Raw genomic sequence first — 14620 nt, 5'->3', positions numbered from 1 at the left:
TAGCGCTTTAAATGCTTAAAATTTCACTCAAAATAATTCTCATCCAACCTCTTCTCCCTCCCCTCCTGCTCACTCGCATAAGCCTCATACTCCCCGCTCTCCTTATCAAACACAAATCTGTAAACTGTCCTGAAATACGCCCATCTTTCAACATAAGAATTTCTTGCATCGCTCAACAGGACAGTTACCGAACCGTTATCTTCGGAAACCCAATAAACAGGATAATCGATTTCCTGAGGAAGGGCTGTGCTGTAGAGTTCACCTGCTCCTTCAGCGTAGGCAGAAGCATCCGGGACGCCGCCGGTTGAGTTAACTTTTTCGATAAAATCGCTTCTTTTGATGCCTGAGAGGTAACTGATTTCCATAATTTTGTAATGCGTATCGTTATACTGGTATGCAGCCAGGAATCTTACGGGTGAAACCGGATAAGTGCCCTGATAACTTATTTTTGTCCCTTCCGCTTCGGAAATCTGATTGACAAGGAAGAATTTTGCTACCGGCAGGACTGTAAGCCATACCAGAAGTACAACTACAAGCGTTCTATAGAGGCTGCGCCGATTGTTGGTTACAAAAGTACAGAAGTTGTTGAATTTGCCGTTCCATTTTCCCCGGCTTTTCAGATATCCTACAAACACGATAAAAACCGGCAACAGGGGCAGTAAGTTTGCAAGAGGATCGAAAAAGTAGACTGCCCCCATGATGGATGATTCGGTGCTGAACGGGTAGAGGGGTCGCATTTTCCAGCTGGTTGCATAATCAAGGTAGCTGTGGGACAGAATGGCTGCAAACCCGGCGGCTGTGAACAGGCGGTCTTTTGTCCTGAGCCAGATAAAAAGCGTGACAAGCAGGATAAAAAGGATGGAATGCATGAACTCCCTGTGGCCAAGGAGGTAGAATAGCTGGTTTCTGGTATCGTGACTTACGCTGCTGCTGAGAAGGGCAAAAAGGATGTAGGGGATGAAATCGAGGTCAGGGAGGATTGACAGGAGTGCCAGAGAGCCTCGTTTTTTTCCTTTATAGCCGAGGGCGAGAGCGATAAGGAGGCCGATTCCAAGGTGGGAGAGTGTGTTTACCATTTGTCTTATTCCTGAGTTGCTTCTATTTTTACTTTTTATTATTTTTACGTTTTATTTTTTTACTTTTTATTTTTTCCACTTTCATATACCTGAGTGAGTTTGTTTTTTACTTCTGATATTTATAAATATTTTTGTATTATGATACTTTGTATTGAGAGTCTTTTGTAATCCAATACTTTTTACCACGAGTATTTTGCCGGATTCTCTGATCTGCTTTTACAAAAATATTACATAAGTTTTATCTTTTACCTTTAAATAGGTTTGATGATAATTATATTCTGCACTAACTCTGCATCTAAAATCTGCATTTAAATTCTGCAATTTAATTTTGCGTCTAAAATTGCCATCAGGCAATTTGATGTGTATTTGAAAAGATGCGGTGCAGATTAATTTGAAAGATGAATTTCTGTTAATGCAGTTAAGGGGAAAATTGGTTAGCAGAATTTGAAAATGGGATTTCTTGAGCTGGAAGTACAGACAACAGTATACAAACAGCCAGCAGAGATCCCTGGACAGGTTTTGTAAGCCAGTTGATCGTTTAAAAGAGGGTAGGATAATATGGCTAAAGAGTTGTACAAATTACCACCTTTGAAGTACGGATATGCAGACCTCGAACCTTACATTTCCGAAGAACAGCTGCGCATACACCATGATAAACATCATCAGGCTTATGTGAATAATGCGAACTCGCTTATCGAAATGATGGATAAAGCCAGGAAAGAAGGCACGGATTTTGATTATAAGGCAACTGCAAAAGCTCTGACCTTCAATATGGGTGGGCACGTCCTTCATGACTATTTCTGGTGGGAGATGACCCCTGAAAGCAATGCAAGCAAAGAGCCTGTCGGCGAACTTGCTGATGTGATCAAAGAGGATTTCGGAGGCTTTGACAGGTTTAAAAAGGAGTTTTCCCAGGTCGCATCAAGCGTGGAAGGATCAGGATGGGCTGCACTAACCTACTGTAAAGACACACAGAGGTTAATGATTATGCAGATAGAGAAGCATAACGTGAATCTAGTTCCTGATTATCCGATTATTATGGATCTGGATGTATGGGAGCATGCTTACTATATCGATTACAAAAATGATAGGGGCAAATTCATAGAAGGTTTCTGGAACATAGTTAACTGGGAAGAAATTGATAAATACTTCAAGGAGATTCAGAAGTAATTGAAAAGCCATTTCGGGTCTAGTTCACTCCGATTACGACTTTTTATCTTATATATCATTTTAGATACATTCGGATAAGGAGTAATCGGAAGCAACTTCTTTTTTATTAAAATAACTTCTTACTGAATCAAGATTGCGTTCACTGCTGTTTATTGGAAGCAAAAAACTGTTTTACTTTTAGGAAATCTTTCTTTAATGCTCTGAAAACTGTAGGCCATATAATTACTTGTCAATAATACAGCATCCTTCTTTAGCAATAATTACGCTATTGGATTTTATCATTCGACCTGGGTAGATGATTACTCCAGACCCTATTTTAACTCTGTTGCCGATAGCTGGGCCCAGAACATAATATCCGGAATTAACTATCTCCTCGCCAGCGAGAACTTTCACCATCAGCGAATTCATTTTGTTTTCATCTTCTTCAGCATTCCTCAGAATACAATCTGTAATATGTGATCCAGCACCAAGAAAAGAATTACTTCCCACTATTGAATAACGGATATCTGTATTAATAATTGAATCACTCATAACACAGCTCATGACAATATTTCTATTGGCAAGAAGACTGCTCCTTTCTCCTAACACTCCAAACCAGACCGTACAACCTGGCTCAAGAACAGCATGATCACCAATATGTGACGCTACAATAGTTACATTTGGTCCAATAAAAACCCCATTTCCAATAGTAGTTGGGCCTATAATAGTTGCTGTAGGATCTATCTGACAATCTACCCCAATACGGATTGGACCGCGACTTCCTGATAGAAAAGATAGTACTTTTCTAAATAACAAATTTTGATTTTCAACTTTAGCTTTTAATTGGCGTATCTGACAATGGATACCCCATGTAAAATTGGCAAAAAGTAGCTGCACCCAATGTTTGATCGCGATATAAGATAATAGTGGTACTTGCAGTTGCAATGGAGGTATCGCTGCAAGCGGATTATTTGTTGGTCTTTGTCCCGAATCGAATTCTGACGATGGCAAGGAGAAACAGGAAATAGGTATGCTTTTTGTATCTATTATTACAGGTGTAAAATCTCTTTCTTGCGCTCCAGCTGGAAAAAAGAAAATGTCTCCCATGTATAGATTCCCCACATGTTCCATATTATGCTATGGGTAAAAGGCATTTACGCTAAAACAAGAATCGGTATCTAAAAATGCTAAACGTGCAGGCTTTCCAATTGATGAAGCCTTTTTCAAAAATTCTAAGACTAATTCTTTATTGAAGTAAATATCGTCACGGTAAACGAGCGCTTGATAGGTAGATTGATTAATTTCTTCTAATGATGAGATGAAAAGAGGTTTTTCTTTAATTTTTAAATGTTTGAATACATCTTCTTGATGTTCGAAGATTGGCTTATTTAATACTGGCAGTTTGGAGGCTGGTAATTCGAAGGGGTGAATCACTTGCTTCGTTTCAATGATATATCTTCTCATCGACTGATCTACACTGTTTTTGGAGTTCATCCTGAAAGATATGTATGATTTAATTAAAGAGTTTGTGACAACAATTGGATGAATTTCTATCCATATTGTATTATTCACGATTGTTCACGAGAAAGTAGCACATTACCAAACATTTTCAAATATAAGGTTAAAGAAAATCCTATTTTCTTATATTTTGGTTTATATTTTGGTACCTTTTTCTTTATTCCAAAAACCACTCTCTATCAAATCCTTACAGCAGAAATAGCCATAAATGCTATTCAGGATTATTCAAAATAGTTCTTATCAAGCTTTTTTTCCTCTCTCCCGTAGTGACTTTCATATACCTCATATTCTCCACTTCCCCTGTCAAACACAAACCTGTAAACCGTATCGAAATAAGGCCAGTTTTTAACATACGGGTTTCTGGCATCGCTCAGGATTACGGTTACAGTCCCGTCTTTTTCCGAAACCGAATAAACAGGGTAATCGATAGCTTGAGGCACTGAATTAGTGTATAGCTCTCCGGTTCTTTCGGCATAGGCAGAGGTATCCGGAACATCTCCGGTGACGGTTATCTTATCGACATAAAAGCTCTTCTGGACTCCGGACCAGTAACTGACTTCAAGGAGTTTGTAACGGGCATCACTTATTGGATAAACTGCAAGGAATTTGCCAAACGATATCGGGTAAGTATCGTTGTAACTTATCTCGGTCCCTTCAGCTCTGGAGATACGGTCAATCAGGAAGATCTTTGCAACAGGAAACATTGTGGTCCAGATGAGAAGGACAACGATAAATGAGGCGTAGAATTTGCCTTCGTTCCTGATTACAAAGTTATGGAACCCATTGAACCCTTTTAGTTTTCGGTTCAGGATATCTTTATTTCTAATGCTCCATCTGTCTTTTCTTTCCAGAGCCCGTAGATCCACGTTTTTATCGTTCCATATGTCCTCAGTGTTCCATCTGTCTTCAATTTTAGTAGTCCTTATGTTTCGTTTTTTCATGTATTCCGCAGCTACAATGAAGAGGGGTAGAAGGGGAATGACATTTACCACGGGATCGAAAGGATAGATGGCTCTAAGTGCTGACTCGTTTGCACTAAATGGATAGAAGGGACGCATTTTTGCGCTTGTAGTATAGTCGAGAAAGCTGTGCAGGAAGACTGCCAGAAACCCTCCAAATGTAAAAGTCCTGTCTTTAGTTTTAAGCCAGATAAGAAATGCAATAATAACAGCAAAAAAGACAGAATGCGTAAACTCTCTGTGGCCCAGCAGGTAAAAAAGCTGGTTTCTCGCTTCATGGCTTACACCACCACTGATAAGCGTAAATAGCGAATAGGTGAAATAGTCAAGGTCAGGGACTATAGAAAGGAGAACAATGCCAAGTCTTTTCCTTCCTTTCAGTCCCAGAGTGTGAGCAAGAAGCAGACCGATTCCTATGTGAGAAAGCGTGTTTACCATAAATCTACCATGAATTCATATTGTGTGACACTCTAGGCATGTTTACTGGCTGTTCATTTTGAGTGAGTATCAAAAAGCCATAATCCGGAAATAATTCCAGATAAAGTATTTTAAGTGCCTGGCATCTTGTATTTATTTTATATTATATAAACAAATGGATAATTGTTGCTTCTATTTAGAAGATTAGTAAAAACCTCAAACTTATCTCAAATTTTATCTATACTATCTATCCTGACAGTTAAAATTCTCTAAAAATTATTGTCCATTATTCGAAAAAGTATTATCCGGGAAAGCGTTATTTGAAAAAGAATTATTTAGACCTTTTTATTAAACCAGTTTTCATCAAGCTTTTTTTCGCTCTCTCCCTGGACACTTGCATAAACATGGTAATCCCCACTCCTTTTATCAAAAGTAAATCTGTAAATCGATTTAAAATAAGCCCAGCTTTCAGCATAAGGGTTCCTTGCATCACTCAAGGTAACTATTACAGAGCCGTTATCTTCCGAAACTGCATACACCGGGTAATCGATTTCCTGGGGAACACCGGAACTATAAAGCTTCTTCGTTCTATCTATATAAGCAGAAGCATCAGGAACATTTCCGTTTATTGAGATTTTTTCAACGTAACCACTCATTTCGATTCCTGAAAGGTAGCTGACTCTAAGAACTTTATAATGTGTGGAGTTAAACGAGTATGCAGTCAGAAAACTGTTCATGGATTCGGGGTAAGTATTCTGGTAACTTATCTGGGCTTTCTCTGCCCCTGATATATGGTTGATCAGAAAGGCTTTTGAAACCGGCATAAAAACAAGCCAGACAAGGAGCACAAGGATCAGGAAAGAATAGAATTTATCATCACTATTTCTCACAAAATTACAAAAGTTATTGAATTTGCCATTTATTATTCCTCTCTTCTTCAAACTTCCAATTATTACAATTAACAGGGGCAGGAGTGGAAGCAAATTTAGCAGAGGGTCATAGAAGTAGACTGCCCCCATTATGGATGTATCTGTACTGAACGGATAGAAAGGCCGCATTTTCCAGGTTGTGATATAATCCAGGTAAATATGGGATAAAATTGATTGTAACCCGGCAAAGGTAAGAATCCAGTCTTTGCTTTTAGTCCAGATTAAAAGCGTAACCAGAGAAACGAATAAAATTGAATGCGTAAACTCCCTGTGCCCGAAAAGGTAGAAAAGCTGGATTCTGGACTCATGGGTCAGGCTGTTGCTAACAGAGATAAATATGGAGTATGGAATAATGTCCAGATCAGGGATTACGGAAAGAAAAGCCACGATTTTTAATTTCTTTCCTCTCAGGCCTAAAGCCAGGGCAATGAGAAAACCTATTCCCAGGTGAGAAAGTGTGTTTACCATGATCCGTGTTCCGGGAAAAAGAATTTTTATTTAATTATAATAATTAAAGATATATTTGTTTTTTGAAAAATCGTGTTCGGGAGTTGCAAAGTTATTTCTAACTCCCTGTATAATTCCTTAATAAAAAAGCCGTATTGGAGAAAAGTTCCGGATATAAGTAAAATATAATTCTCCGTTTTCCCGGAAAAAAGTAAATTTTTCGCAGAAATCGAGAGAATTGCTATTTTTTATAAAAAATGGAAGGAATGGATGAGATGGATACTGTCTTCTCAGGTCCTGAGATAAAGGTTGTTACTGAGAAGGTCATTGAGAAATATAGCTGAGAAGGCCTCTGAAATAAAGATCACCGAGACGAATTATCCAGTGTAGAGTTATTCAGCGTCCTGTCAAAGAAGCTAATCATCTCATCATATGCATCCTGCGCAACAAAGCTTTCAGAAAGTTCTCCCTCTTCGATCATGAAGCCATGAGGTTCACCCTGGTAAACTTTCAGCTCAAAGTATTTGTCAGCTGAATCCAGTTCACCGGCGTATCTGTAGATATCTGAGACATTACTTGCTTCATCTGCGGTTCCGTGTATTATAAGGATCGGGTCTTCAAGCTGGTCTATCAGACTTGCCGGCTCGTCAGGCTGGGTCTCAGTCCCGCCCGAGTAAGGGAAACCGTACCAGGCAACACCGGACTCAAACTCCTCTATCTGGGGCAGGAAAAGCATGGTATACCTGCCGCCTGCGCAAAAGCCGGTAAGACCAAGTTTTTCAGTATCAACATCGTCCCTGCTTTCCAAATAATTAACGCTATTTCTAATAAGCGATTCTACCTCTGAATCGGGAGGAGAGCGGGAATAGGTCTGCCACTGCGGAGCAACCACAACAAGCCCGTCTGCTGCCATTCTGTCCACCATATCCCTGTAGCCTGGCTCAAGGCCGTTAAATGAATGGATAAGCACGATAGCCGAATAGTTCCCTTCCGCAGCCGGAGAAGCAGTGTATGCCGGATATTCCTTACCTTCACTTGTAATGTTAACTGTCAGACTCTGGATCTGACCTGTACCCTCTGCAGGTTCAGAGTTCATAATCTGAGACCCCAAAGCAAGGGAATTGCTTCCGATGTCGTTTTCGACACCTCCATCAGCCTCCGGTCCTTCCGGGATAGGCTCCGGCGAATCGGGTTCTTCCGGCACCTCGTCTATGTCCGAAGACTCCGTACAGCCTGAAGCGCCAAGCAAGCCTGCCAGAACCAAAAATACAATTAGTAGTTTAGTTAGATTCATATAATCCCCCTCTACAACTTTTTCCGGAGAATTTCGTCCCCTCATTCTTATATAGTATAATTCTATTCCAGGACACGATATTTTCCGTTAATAACAGTTACATTCAATTTGTTGATTATAATATAAGTACATGCCAATTAAACTTTGAAGAAATATGACATTTGAAAGAATTATTTTCAAAAATGAGAAAAACAAAATTTCTACGGCTTTTATTTTCTGGTTTTTTCTTCTTTTTCTCAAGAATATAGCTTTCCTTCCTTGAGCATCGCAAAAAAGGAATAGGATAGCAGATCACTGTTATATGGAATTATTAAAAGCTTAAATTAAAAAACTTAAATTAAAAAACTTAAACTAAAAACTTAAACTTCAATAATCCTTTTGATTGCTGTCCTTTCAGAGCGGTAAACCTCAAACCTGGCAACAGTGCCTATATTCAGAATATTGAAGTCTTCCCTGTTAACTCTGTACTCTCTGACCGAATCCTCAGTACATAGCCTCATGTGAACGATATACTCGATTTCGGGGTATGTTTTTTTAAATTCGGTTTCTATATACTCACTTATCTGAAGATTTTCGGAGCCTTCAGGAATAAGAAGCCTTAGAGAATCGTTTTCGGTCAGGACTCCGTCGATATCACTCTGAAATATAATAACTCTTTCATCCCCATCTATCCCAATAATTTCTTTCTGGAGAACAAAACCAACGCCTATTACAGGAGACAAAAACCCTTTCATGGAGATGAAAAGAAGTGCTGCAAAGAAAATAATAACTGCTCTTTTTTTACGGGTGTCATCTATCTGGTTCAGCATAAAATAATTAGCCTCATTTCTTAAGTTTGCAGGTCGGAAAAGGAGTTTTTATCGGATTCAGATAATAAATAAACGTAATTGATAATTTGCCACCACAATAATAAATACCTTTTCAAGTTTCTGTGCTTAACAACAGAGTACGATTGTTTATAACATGCGTATTTCTCAGGAGTTCAATCCCTTGTTCCAGACCGAACCCATACTTTATCTCCAGTCCATTGGAACCGGATGGTTTACTTTCCTCATGGTTATGACAACTTCAATGGGGTCTGCCGCCTTTTTTGCAGGCATAGTAATTGCCACTGCCTTCGGGATTGATTTTAAGAAGGGTTTTCTTCTGTTCCAGCTGCTGCTCTGGACTGCTCTTTTTACCGAGGTCTTTAAGGCACTGATCGCCTTTCCAAGGCCGGATTTTGTAGACAGCAGAGTACTTAACCTGGAAGCAGGAACAAAAAACACATCTCCTTTTAATGGAAACGGGGAAGCAGGCTTTTTTAAACTTCCGGACAGGGAAATTCTTGAGGCTTTTCGCCTTCAAAAGGTATTTCCCGATTCTCCCTTCGGTTTTCCTTCAGGGCATGTCGCACTTACCACTGCTCTTTGGGGAGGAATCTCCCGTGTCTTCAACAGCAGGACTGTCAGCAGGCTCACTCCTGCAGCAGTGCTGCTCATGGCTTTTTCAAGGATGTACCTGGGGAGGCATTTTTTAGGGGATGTAATTGGAGGAGCTATTCTGGGTCTAATTCTCCTTTTTACCTTTAGTCGCCTCCTTAAAAGCCCTTTTAAGGAAGATTTTTTCAAAAAAGAGAATTTTGAACTTGCTTTCAGGCAGAAAAATTTCTTTTTTTACTTCGCTATGTTTGCTGTTCCTATCCTTCTTGCTTCCCTATCCCTTATAAGTGGTGAAGTAGCAGGTTTCTTTTTTGGCACGAATACAGCTTATCTAATTATTATAAGAAAAGGGCTTCCGAAAGATACCGGAAGTACTGAAAAGAGGGCTCTCAGGGTATTTATCACGCTCATATTGTTCGGATTATCCACGTTTGTCCTTGATGCAGGATTTGATATTATAGGCAAGGTTGGTTACCCTGAAACTACATATGTAGAATTTTTAAAAGTTTTTATTCCCGCATCTACAATATGGATTTCTATAAGTATCTGTACGAAACTTGATCTTTACGGAATGACCTGTACAGAGGAGATGAAGTAAAGGAAAAAAACAAGTGAAGGATGAGATAAAACCTATTTTTTGAAGGAAGGGTCCATTGCTTACTGAATTGAGGATGTCAACTCTGTGACTGCGAATCCAAATTCAAAAGCTGGAGATGATTCGGCTTCATCCTCCTTTTTCTGAGCTCCAGCTTTTCCGGTTTCAGGAACCGCTTCTTCATTTTCAGCTGTTCTCTTTTTAGCTCCAGCGACTCACTCCCACTCAAAGCTGTTTTTATACAAAACTTTATCTATGAGAACTGAACGTTGATGATTCGGGTTTTGAGTTATTATCGATACCTGACTCAGGGAATCATATTTAATATCATATAGTGCATTGAGTACATTGAAAGGTTAAAATCATAATATTTATTATATAATCAGCTCTTGTTGAAAAATTGCTTATGAGTGTACTTTAAAAACTGCTGTAAAAATTTGCGCTGAGTCTTAGAGTATATCCTGTGCGAAACAATCGGAGAAAAATGACAGTTGAATGTTAACTCCCAGTATAGAAAATAAAAAATTTTAAATCATTGCAAGTTTATTTAATCTGTCATCTGTCATTAAGGAATAACTTAAATAATGCTTTTTACTATTGAGCGTATTCACAAATCACCGGAGAAACAGCAAACTGAAAACCGCAACCTGCTGGTTGTAAATGGTGGAAAGAACTTGACGGCCGTTTCACCTGTGGAATAGATTTCCTACGGCAGTATAACTTCTAAATCTTATAAATCTTATATATCTGATCAAAACAACGAGGATGACATTCATGGACTTTGAAAAATTGAGACACGGGACCGAACTTATCAAGCGGGGCTTTGCACGGATGCAGAAAGGGGGTGTGATCATGGACGTTACAACCCCTGAACAGGCCAGGATCGCAGAAGAAGCCGGAGCAGTTGCTGTTATGGCCCTTCAGGCTGTCCCTGCAGATATTAGAAAAGCAGGCGGAGTTGCCCGTATGGCAGACCCGGAGATCGTGCAGCAGATCATTGATACGGTCACCATCCCTGTTATGGCAAAAGCAAGGATCGGACACTTTGTCGAGGCTGAAATCCTTGAGGCACTCGGCGTTGACATGGTAGATGAATCAGAAGTCCTTACTCCTGCTGATCCTTTCTATCACATAGACAAAACGCAGTTTACCGTGCCTTTTGTCTGCGGAGCAAGGAACCTTGGAGAAGCTCTTCGCAGGATCAATGAAGGCGCAGCCATGATCCGGACTAAAGGAGAAGCGGGAACAGGTGACGTCAGCCAGGCAGTAAAGCATATGAAGCAGATTCAGGGTGAAATCCGTGCTCTTGCAGGCAAGACCAAAGAAGAACTTATAATGGTTGCAAGGGACATCGAAGCTCCTATCGAACTTGTGGTTGAAACCTCTAAAATGCAGAGACTGCCTGTGGTAAACTTTGCAGCCGGTGGAGTTGCAACCCCTGCCGATGCAGCTCTCATGATGCGCCTTGGTGCAGATGGGGTCTTTGTGGGCTCAGGAATTTTCAAAGCGGAAAACCCTGAGAAGATGGCAAAAGCAATTGTTGAAGCCGTCAATAACTACGATAACCCTGCAAAACTCGCAGAAGTTTCAAAAGGCGTGGGTGCAGGTATGAAAGGTATTTGTGCAGACACGATCCCTGTACAGGAAGCCCTTCAGGAACGCGGATGGTAACCCGGCAGAGTTGCGCCACCCGAGTTTCGTTCCCGAGTCCCGTCTCGGGAGGACGGTGTCCTTTTCGCCCCGAGTTTCGCTTCGGGAGCACGAGGTCCTTTTCGCTTCGCTCAAGAGGACTAATTTATATATAAGAAACGAGTCTCTTTCAAGAGACTAAAATTCAATTTTTTAAAAACAGATTTATTCTTGCAGGTTTATAAGAATAAAACTAATTTATTTTTTTATATTTTTGCTTTAATAAACAGGATCGATTCTGGAAAATGGTGTTTTTAATGAAAATAGGTGTAATCGCTATTCAGGGAGCGGTTTCTGAGCATGTTGATGCTTTAAGGAGAGCCCTTGCAGAGAGAGGGATAGATGCAGAGGTAGTTGAAATAAAGCATAAAGGAATTGTTCCGGCGTGCAGCGGAATTGTGATCCCTGGCGGAGAGAGTACAACGCTTTGCAGGCTGCTTGCCCGTGAAGGGATTGCAGATGAGATTAAGGAGGCAGCTGCAAGGGGAATTCCGATTCTAGGGACCTGTGCAGGGCTGATTGTTCTTGCAAAGGAAGGAGACCAGCAGGTAGAAAAGACAGGGCAGGAGCTGCTCGGAATTATGGATACCAGGGTTAACAGAAACGCCTTTGGGAGGCAGAGAGATTCTTTCGAGGCGGAGCTTGATGTGTCCATTCTTGATTCTCCTTTTACAGGCGTGTTTATTCGGGCTCCGGGAATTGTGAGCTGCGGACCTGGCGTGAAGGTGCTTTCCAGGCTTGAAGATATGATTATTGCTGCAGAGCAGGGAAATGTGCTGGCCCTTGCATTTCACCCGGAATTAACCGATGATTTGCGCATCCACCAGTACTTCCTGAGTAAGATTTTCAACTGCTAAGAGTCTACACGGGTCAGGTTCATTGGTTTTTCCGGCAACTGACCCCTGTCTTTTTTCTTTACAATTGTTGCACTTCACTATCTTTCCAGACTTCCTATAGTTTTTCTATAAAATTTCTGTTCTTTTCCTGAGAAACAAAATTCAGGCTAAAACCTTTGAGTTTTCTTTTTCTGGTGCCTTCAAAGTTATATATTCATTGGAGCCATATTAATAAAAAAAGATTCAATGAAGGGGTGAAGTAAATGGTCAAATTAAGCAACGAAATGGTAGAAGATTTTGCAAAAATGAGAATTTTTCCTTTTTCAACTGCCTCCAAAAGTGGAGAACCAAATGTAATACCAATAGGCTTTTGTAAACTCCAGGAAGACCGGGAAACTATCTGGATTGCAGACAACTACTTCCACAAGACCCGCCAGAACCTTGAAGAAAATCCGAGAGGAGCAATCTATGTCTGGGGTCCAGAGATCAAAGGCTGCTACCAGATAAAAGGGGATTTTGAAATCAAAACCGAAGGGGAAGACTACGAAAAGATGTATAAGGCTGTGAAGAGCATGGGAGACAGATTTCCTGCAAAAGCCCTTGCCGTTATGAAAATTACGGAAGTTTACGAGTGCAGATCCGGAGAGGGTGCCGGAAAGCAGCTTCTTTGAAATTTATCAAATGGTTTATAAAATTTATGGTTTCATTCTGATGTAGAGGGTGCTTTTTCATCCTCGTTCTATTTCTTTTTTTGACGAAATATGCCAGATAAAAGATCTTATGATGTCTTTTTTTAGACTATTTTTTTAATTTAGTAACATTCTTTTATAAAGGCAGATATGATGATTATTTGATAATTTACACAGAAGTTATATATATTCAGACTTCTAAGTTCTTTTTTGGGTGATTATTTGAAATCCTTGATGATATTTGTATTATGTGTAATAATAGGATTGATGGCTGTGCCTGCGGTTTCAGCCGAAGAGGAACACGCGGAAAATTCTGGCACGGAAGATTCTCCGGCTTCTGCTGGAATAGAGTACATTGTTAGTCCCTGGGTAGAAAATTCTTCTGATACAGAGGATTCTATTTCTCCTCTACGGTCAACCCAGTACATAACTCAGGGGCAGACTATAACACACTATGTGGGCGTAGGTTCAGGAATAAATTATCTTGAAGTGGACTTGAACTGGGGAGATAGCAGCGATTCCCTGACTCTTAGCATCTCTACACCCTCGGGAAGTAAGTTGGGACCCTACCGTGATAATTATGATGGAAGCGTAAATGGCAGGATACGCCTTAATATAGATCCCTCTCAGGGATATGTGGAACAGGGAACCTGGCAGTTTAAGGTCTACGGGGAATCGGTCAGTGGAACCGAAGATTACACCTTTAATGTCGCATTCCATTAATCACAGGAAACTCTGGCTCCTTTTCTTTTTCTCTTTATTTTTTGTGTTGACAGCTGAGGCTACGGAATATATTGTAAGCCCAGCGCCTGGTGATGAATTTGGAGTATCCAGGGCGGGAGAAGAAGTAACAGTAGCCAGGGACTTTACAGTCTACTGGCAGTTCCTCCTGTGGCTGGCCCTGATGCACGTCTTATCGATAATAGATATACTGCTGAACCCTGCAAAGCTTATTTTCGCAATACTCGGGTTCCGGATTACAGGTCGAGCAGATGTACCTGATAACTCCAGTCAATCTAAAGTCTATGCCTATATTAAAGCCAGACCTGGGGCGTATATTAGTGAGATTGTAAATAATGTAACTTTAAATAGAGGAGCAGTCAAATATCATATAAAAACTCTCAAAGCTCAAAACAAAATCGAAGCTTATAAAGAGGGCGGAAAAACAAGATATTTCGGAAGTGATCTGGCTTGTGATAACGAAGAAAAAAGAATCATTTCTGCCCTTCAAAACATAATGAATCAAAGAATAATCTCAGAAATACGAAATGACACGTGTAATACAAATGTAGCTCTTGCATGTGAAATTGGAGTTTCAAGAGCTACGATTAGCTGGCACATGAGAAGACTTAAAGAGATAGGGCTCGTAAAGGAAACAAAAAAAGGAAAAAACATTATTTATGAGATAAATCCTTCTTATAATAATTTGATAGAAAAACATGAGTAAATAACTTAGATCCAACTTCAAGATACTTATTATCAAAGATTTCTTAAAAAGCTTACTCCAATCTCACTACAATCTCTTTTTAATTCAGGCTTTTTTCTCCAATCCAAGCTTTTTAAAATACTATCTTTATTCACAATATCCTTGCTCCCGGCTT

At 40.0% G+C, this 14620-nt stretch carries 14 protein-coding genes; 7 read left to right on the top strand and 7 right to left on the bottom strand.

Annotation, left to right across the window (positions count from 1 at the left end; translation table 11 throughout):
• Positions 1–23: 23 nt before the first annotated feature.
• A complete protein-coding gene (locus MSHOH_RS15450) occupies positions 24–1076 on the bottom strand; it encodes a metal-dependent hydrolase (protein ID WP_048140961.1) in 1053 nt (350 codons plus the stop codon).
• A gap of 558 nt (positions 1077–1634) precedes the next feature.
• Here MSHOH_RS15450 and MSHOH_RS15445 point away from each other — a divergent pair.
• Complete coding sequence (locus tag MSHOH_RS15445; RefSeq protein ID WP_048140959.1) at positions 1635–2246, top strand: superoxide dismutase; 612 nt, start codon at positions 1635–1637, stop codon at positions 2244–2246.
• 222 nt (positions 2247–2468) lie between these two features.
• On the opposite strand, the gene MSHOH_RS15440 is transcribed toward MSHOH_RS15445, so the two are convergent.
• The 6 genes from MSHOH_RS15440 to MSHOH_RS15415 form a co-directional block, all read right to left on the bottom strand.
• Positions 2469–3332 (bottom strand): DapH/DapD/GlmU-related protein, encoded by an 864-nt coding sequence (locus tag MSHOH_RS15440; RefSeq protein WP_048140957.1) that lies wholly within the window; start codon positions 3330–3332, stop codon positions 2469–2471.
• A gap of 30 nt (positions 3333–3362) precedes the next feature.
• On the bottom strand, positions 3363–3719 hold the full coding sequence (locus MSHOH_RS15435) for a hypothetical protein (protein WP_162197648.1): 357 nt from the start codon (positions 3717–3719) through the stop codon (positions 3363–3365).
• 245 nt (positions 3720–3964) lie between these two features.
• On the bottom strand, positions 3965–5140 hold the full coding sequence (locus MSHOH_RS15430) for a metal-dependent hydrolase (protein WP_048140954.1): 1176 nt from the start codon (positions 5138–5140) through the stop codon (positions 3965–3967).
• A 314-nt stretch (positions 5141–5454) separates the two neighbouring features.
• The gene (locus MSHOH_RS15425) at positions 5455–6516 is read right to left on the bottom strand and encodes a metal-dependent hydrolase (protein ID WP_048140952.1); all 1062 of its coding nucleotides are present in this window, start codon (positions 6514–6516) and stop codon (positions 5455–5457) included.
• A gap of 343 nt (positions 6517–6859) precedes the next feature.
• Positions 6860–7789: a dienelactone hydrolase family protein gene (locus tag MSHOH_RS15420; protein WP_048143546.1), complete on the bottom strand. Its 930-nt coding sequence runs from the start codon at positions 7787–7789 to the stop codon at positions 6860–6862.
• A 359-nt stretch (positions 7790–8148) separates the two neighbouring features.
• Positions 8149–8598: a hypothetical protein gene (locus MSHOH_RS15415; protein WP_048140950.1), complete on the bottom strand. Its 450-nt coding sequence runs from the start codon at positions 8596–8598 to the stop codon at positions 8149–8151.
• Positions 8599–8779: 181 nt separating this feature from the next.
• Between MSHOH_RS15415 and MSHOH_RS15410 the strand changes: the two genes are divergently transcribed.
• From MSHOH_RS15410 to MSHOH_RS15385, 6 genes are all read left to right on the top strand, one after another.
• On the top strand, positions 8780–9808 hold the full coding sequence (locus tag MSHOH_RS15410; protein WP_048140948.1) for a phosphatase PAP2 family protein: 1029 nt from the start codon (positions 8780–8782) through the stop codon (positions 9806–9808).
• Between the two features lie 771 nt (positions 9809–10579).
• Entirely contained in the window at positions 10580–11476 is an 897-nt protein-coding gene (gene pdxS / locus MSHOH_RS15405) for a pyridoxal 5'-phosphate synthase lyase subunit PdxS (protein WP_048140946.1), read from the top strand.
• A gap of 275 nt (positions 11477–11751) precedes the next feature.
• Positions 11752–12351, top strand: coding sequence for a pyridoxal 5'-phosphate synthase glutaminase subunit PdxT (pdxT, locus tag MSHOH_RS15400; protein ID WP_048140944.1), 600 nt, complete (start codon positions 11752–11754; stop codon positions 12349–12351).
• A gap of 242 nt (positions 12352–12593) precedes the next feature.
• Positions 12594–13001 carry a pyridoxamine 5'-phosphate oxidase family protein gene (locus MSHOH_RS15395; RefSeq protein WP_048140942.1) on the top strand — a complete coding sequence of 136 codons (408 nt, stop codon included), beginning with the start codon at positions 12594–12596 and terminating at the stop codon, positions 12999–13001.
• A 252-nt stretch (positions 13002–13253) separates the two neighbouring features.
• Positions 13254–13742 (top strand): hypothetical protein, encoded by a 489-nt coding sequence (locus MSHOH_RS15390; protein ID WP_048140941.1) that lies wholly within the window; start codon positions 13254–13256, stop codon positions 13740–13742.
• On the top strand, positions 13702–14466 hold the full coding sequence (locus MSHOH_RS15385; protein ID WP_052730886.1) for a winged helix-turn-helix transcriptional regulator: 765 nt from the start codon (positions 13702–13704) through the stop codon (positions 14464–14466). Before MSHOH_RS15390 ends, MSHOH_RS15385 begins: the two co-directional genes overlap by 41 nt.
• Positions 14467–14620: the final 154 nt, after the last annotated feature.

It is taken from the genome of Methanosarcina horonobensis HB-1 = JCM 15518, from assembly GCF_000970285.1.
GTDB lineage: Archaea > Halobacteriota > Methanosarcinia > Methanosarcinales > Methanosarcinaceae > Methanosarcina > Methanosarcina horonobensis.
This window is presented reverse-complemented; position numbering and strand designations above follow the sequence as displayed.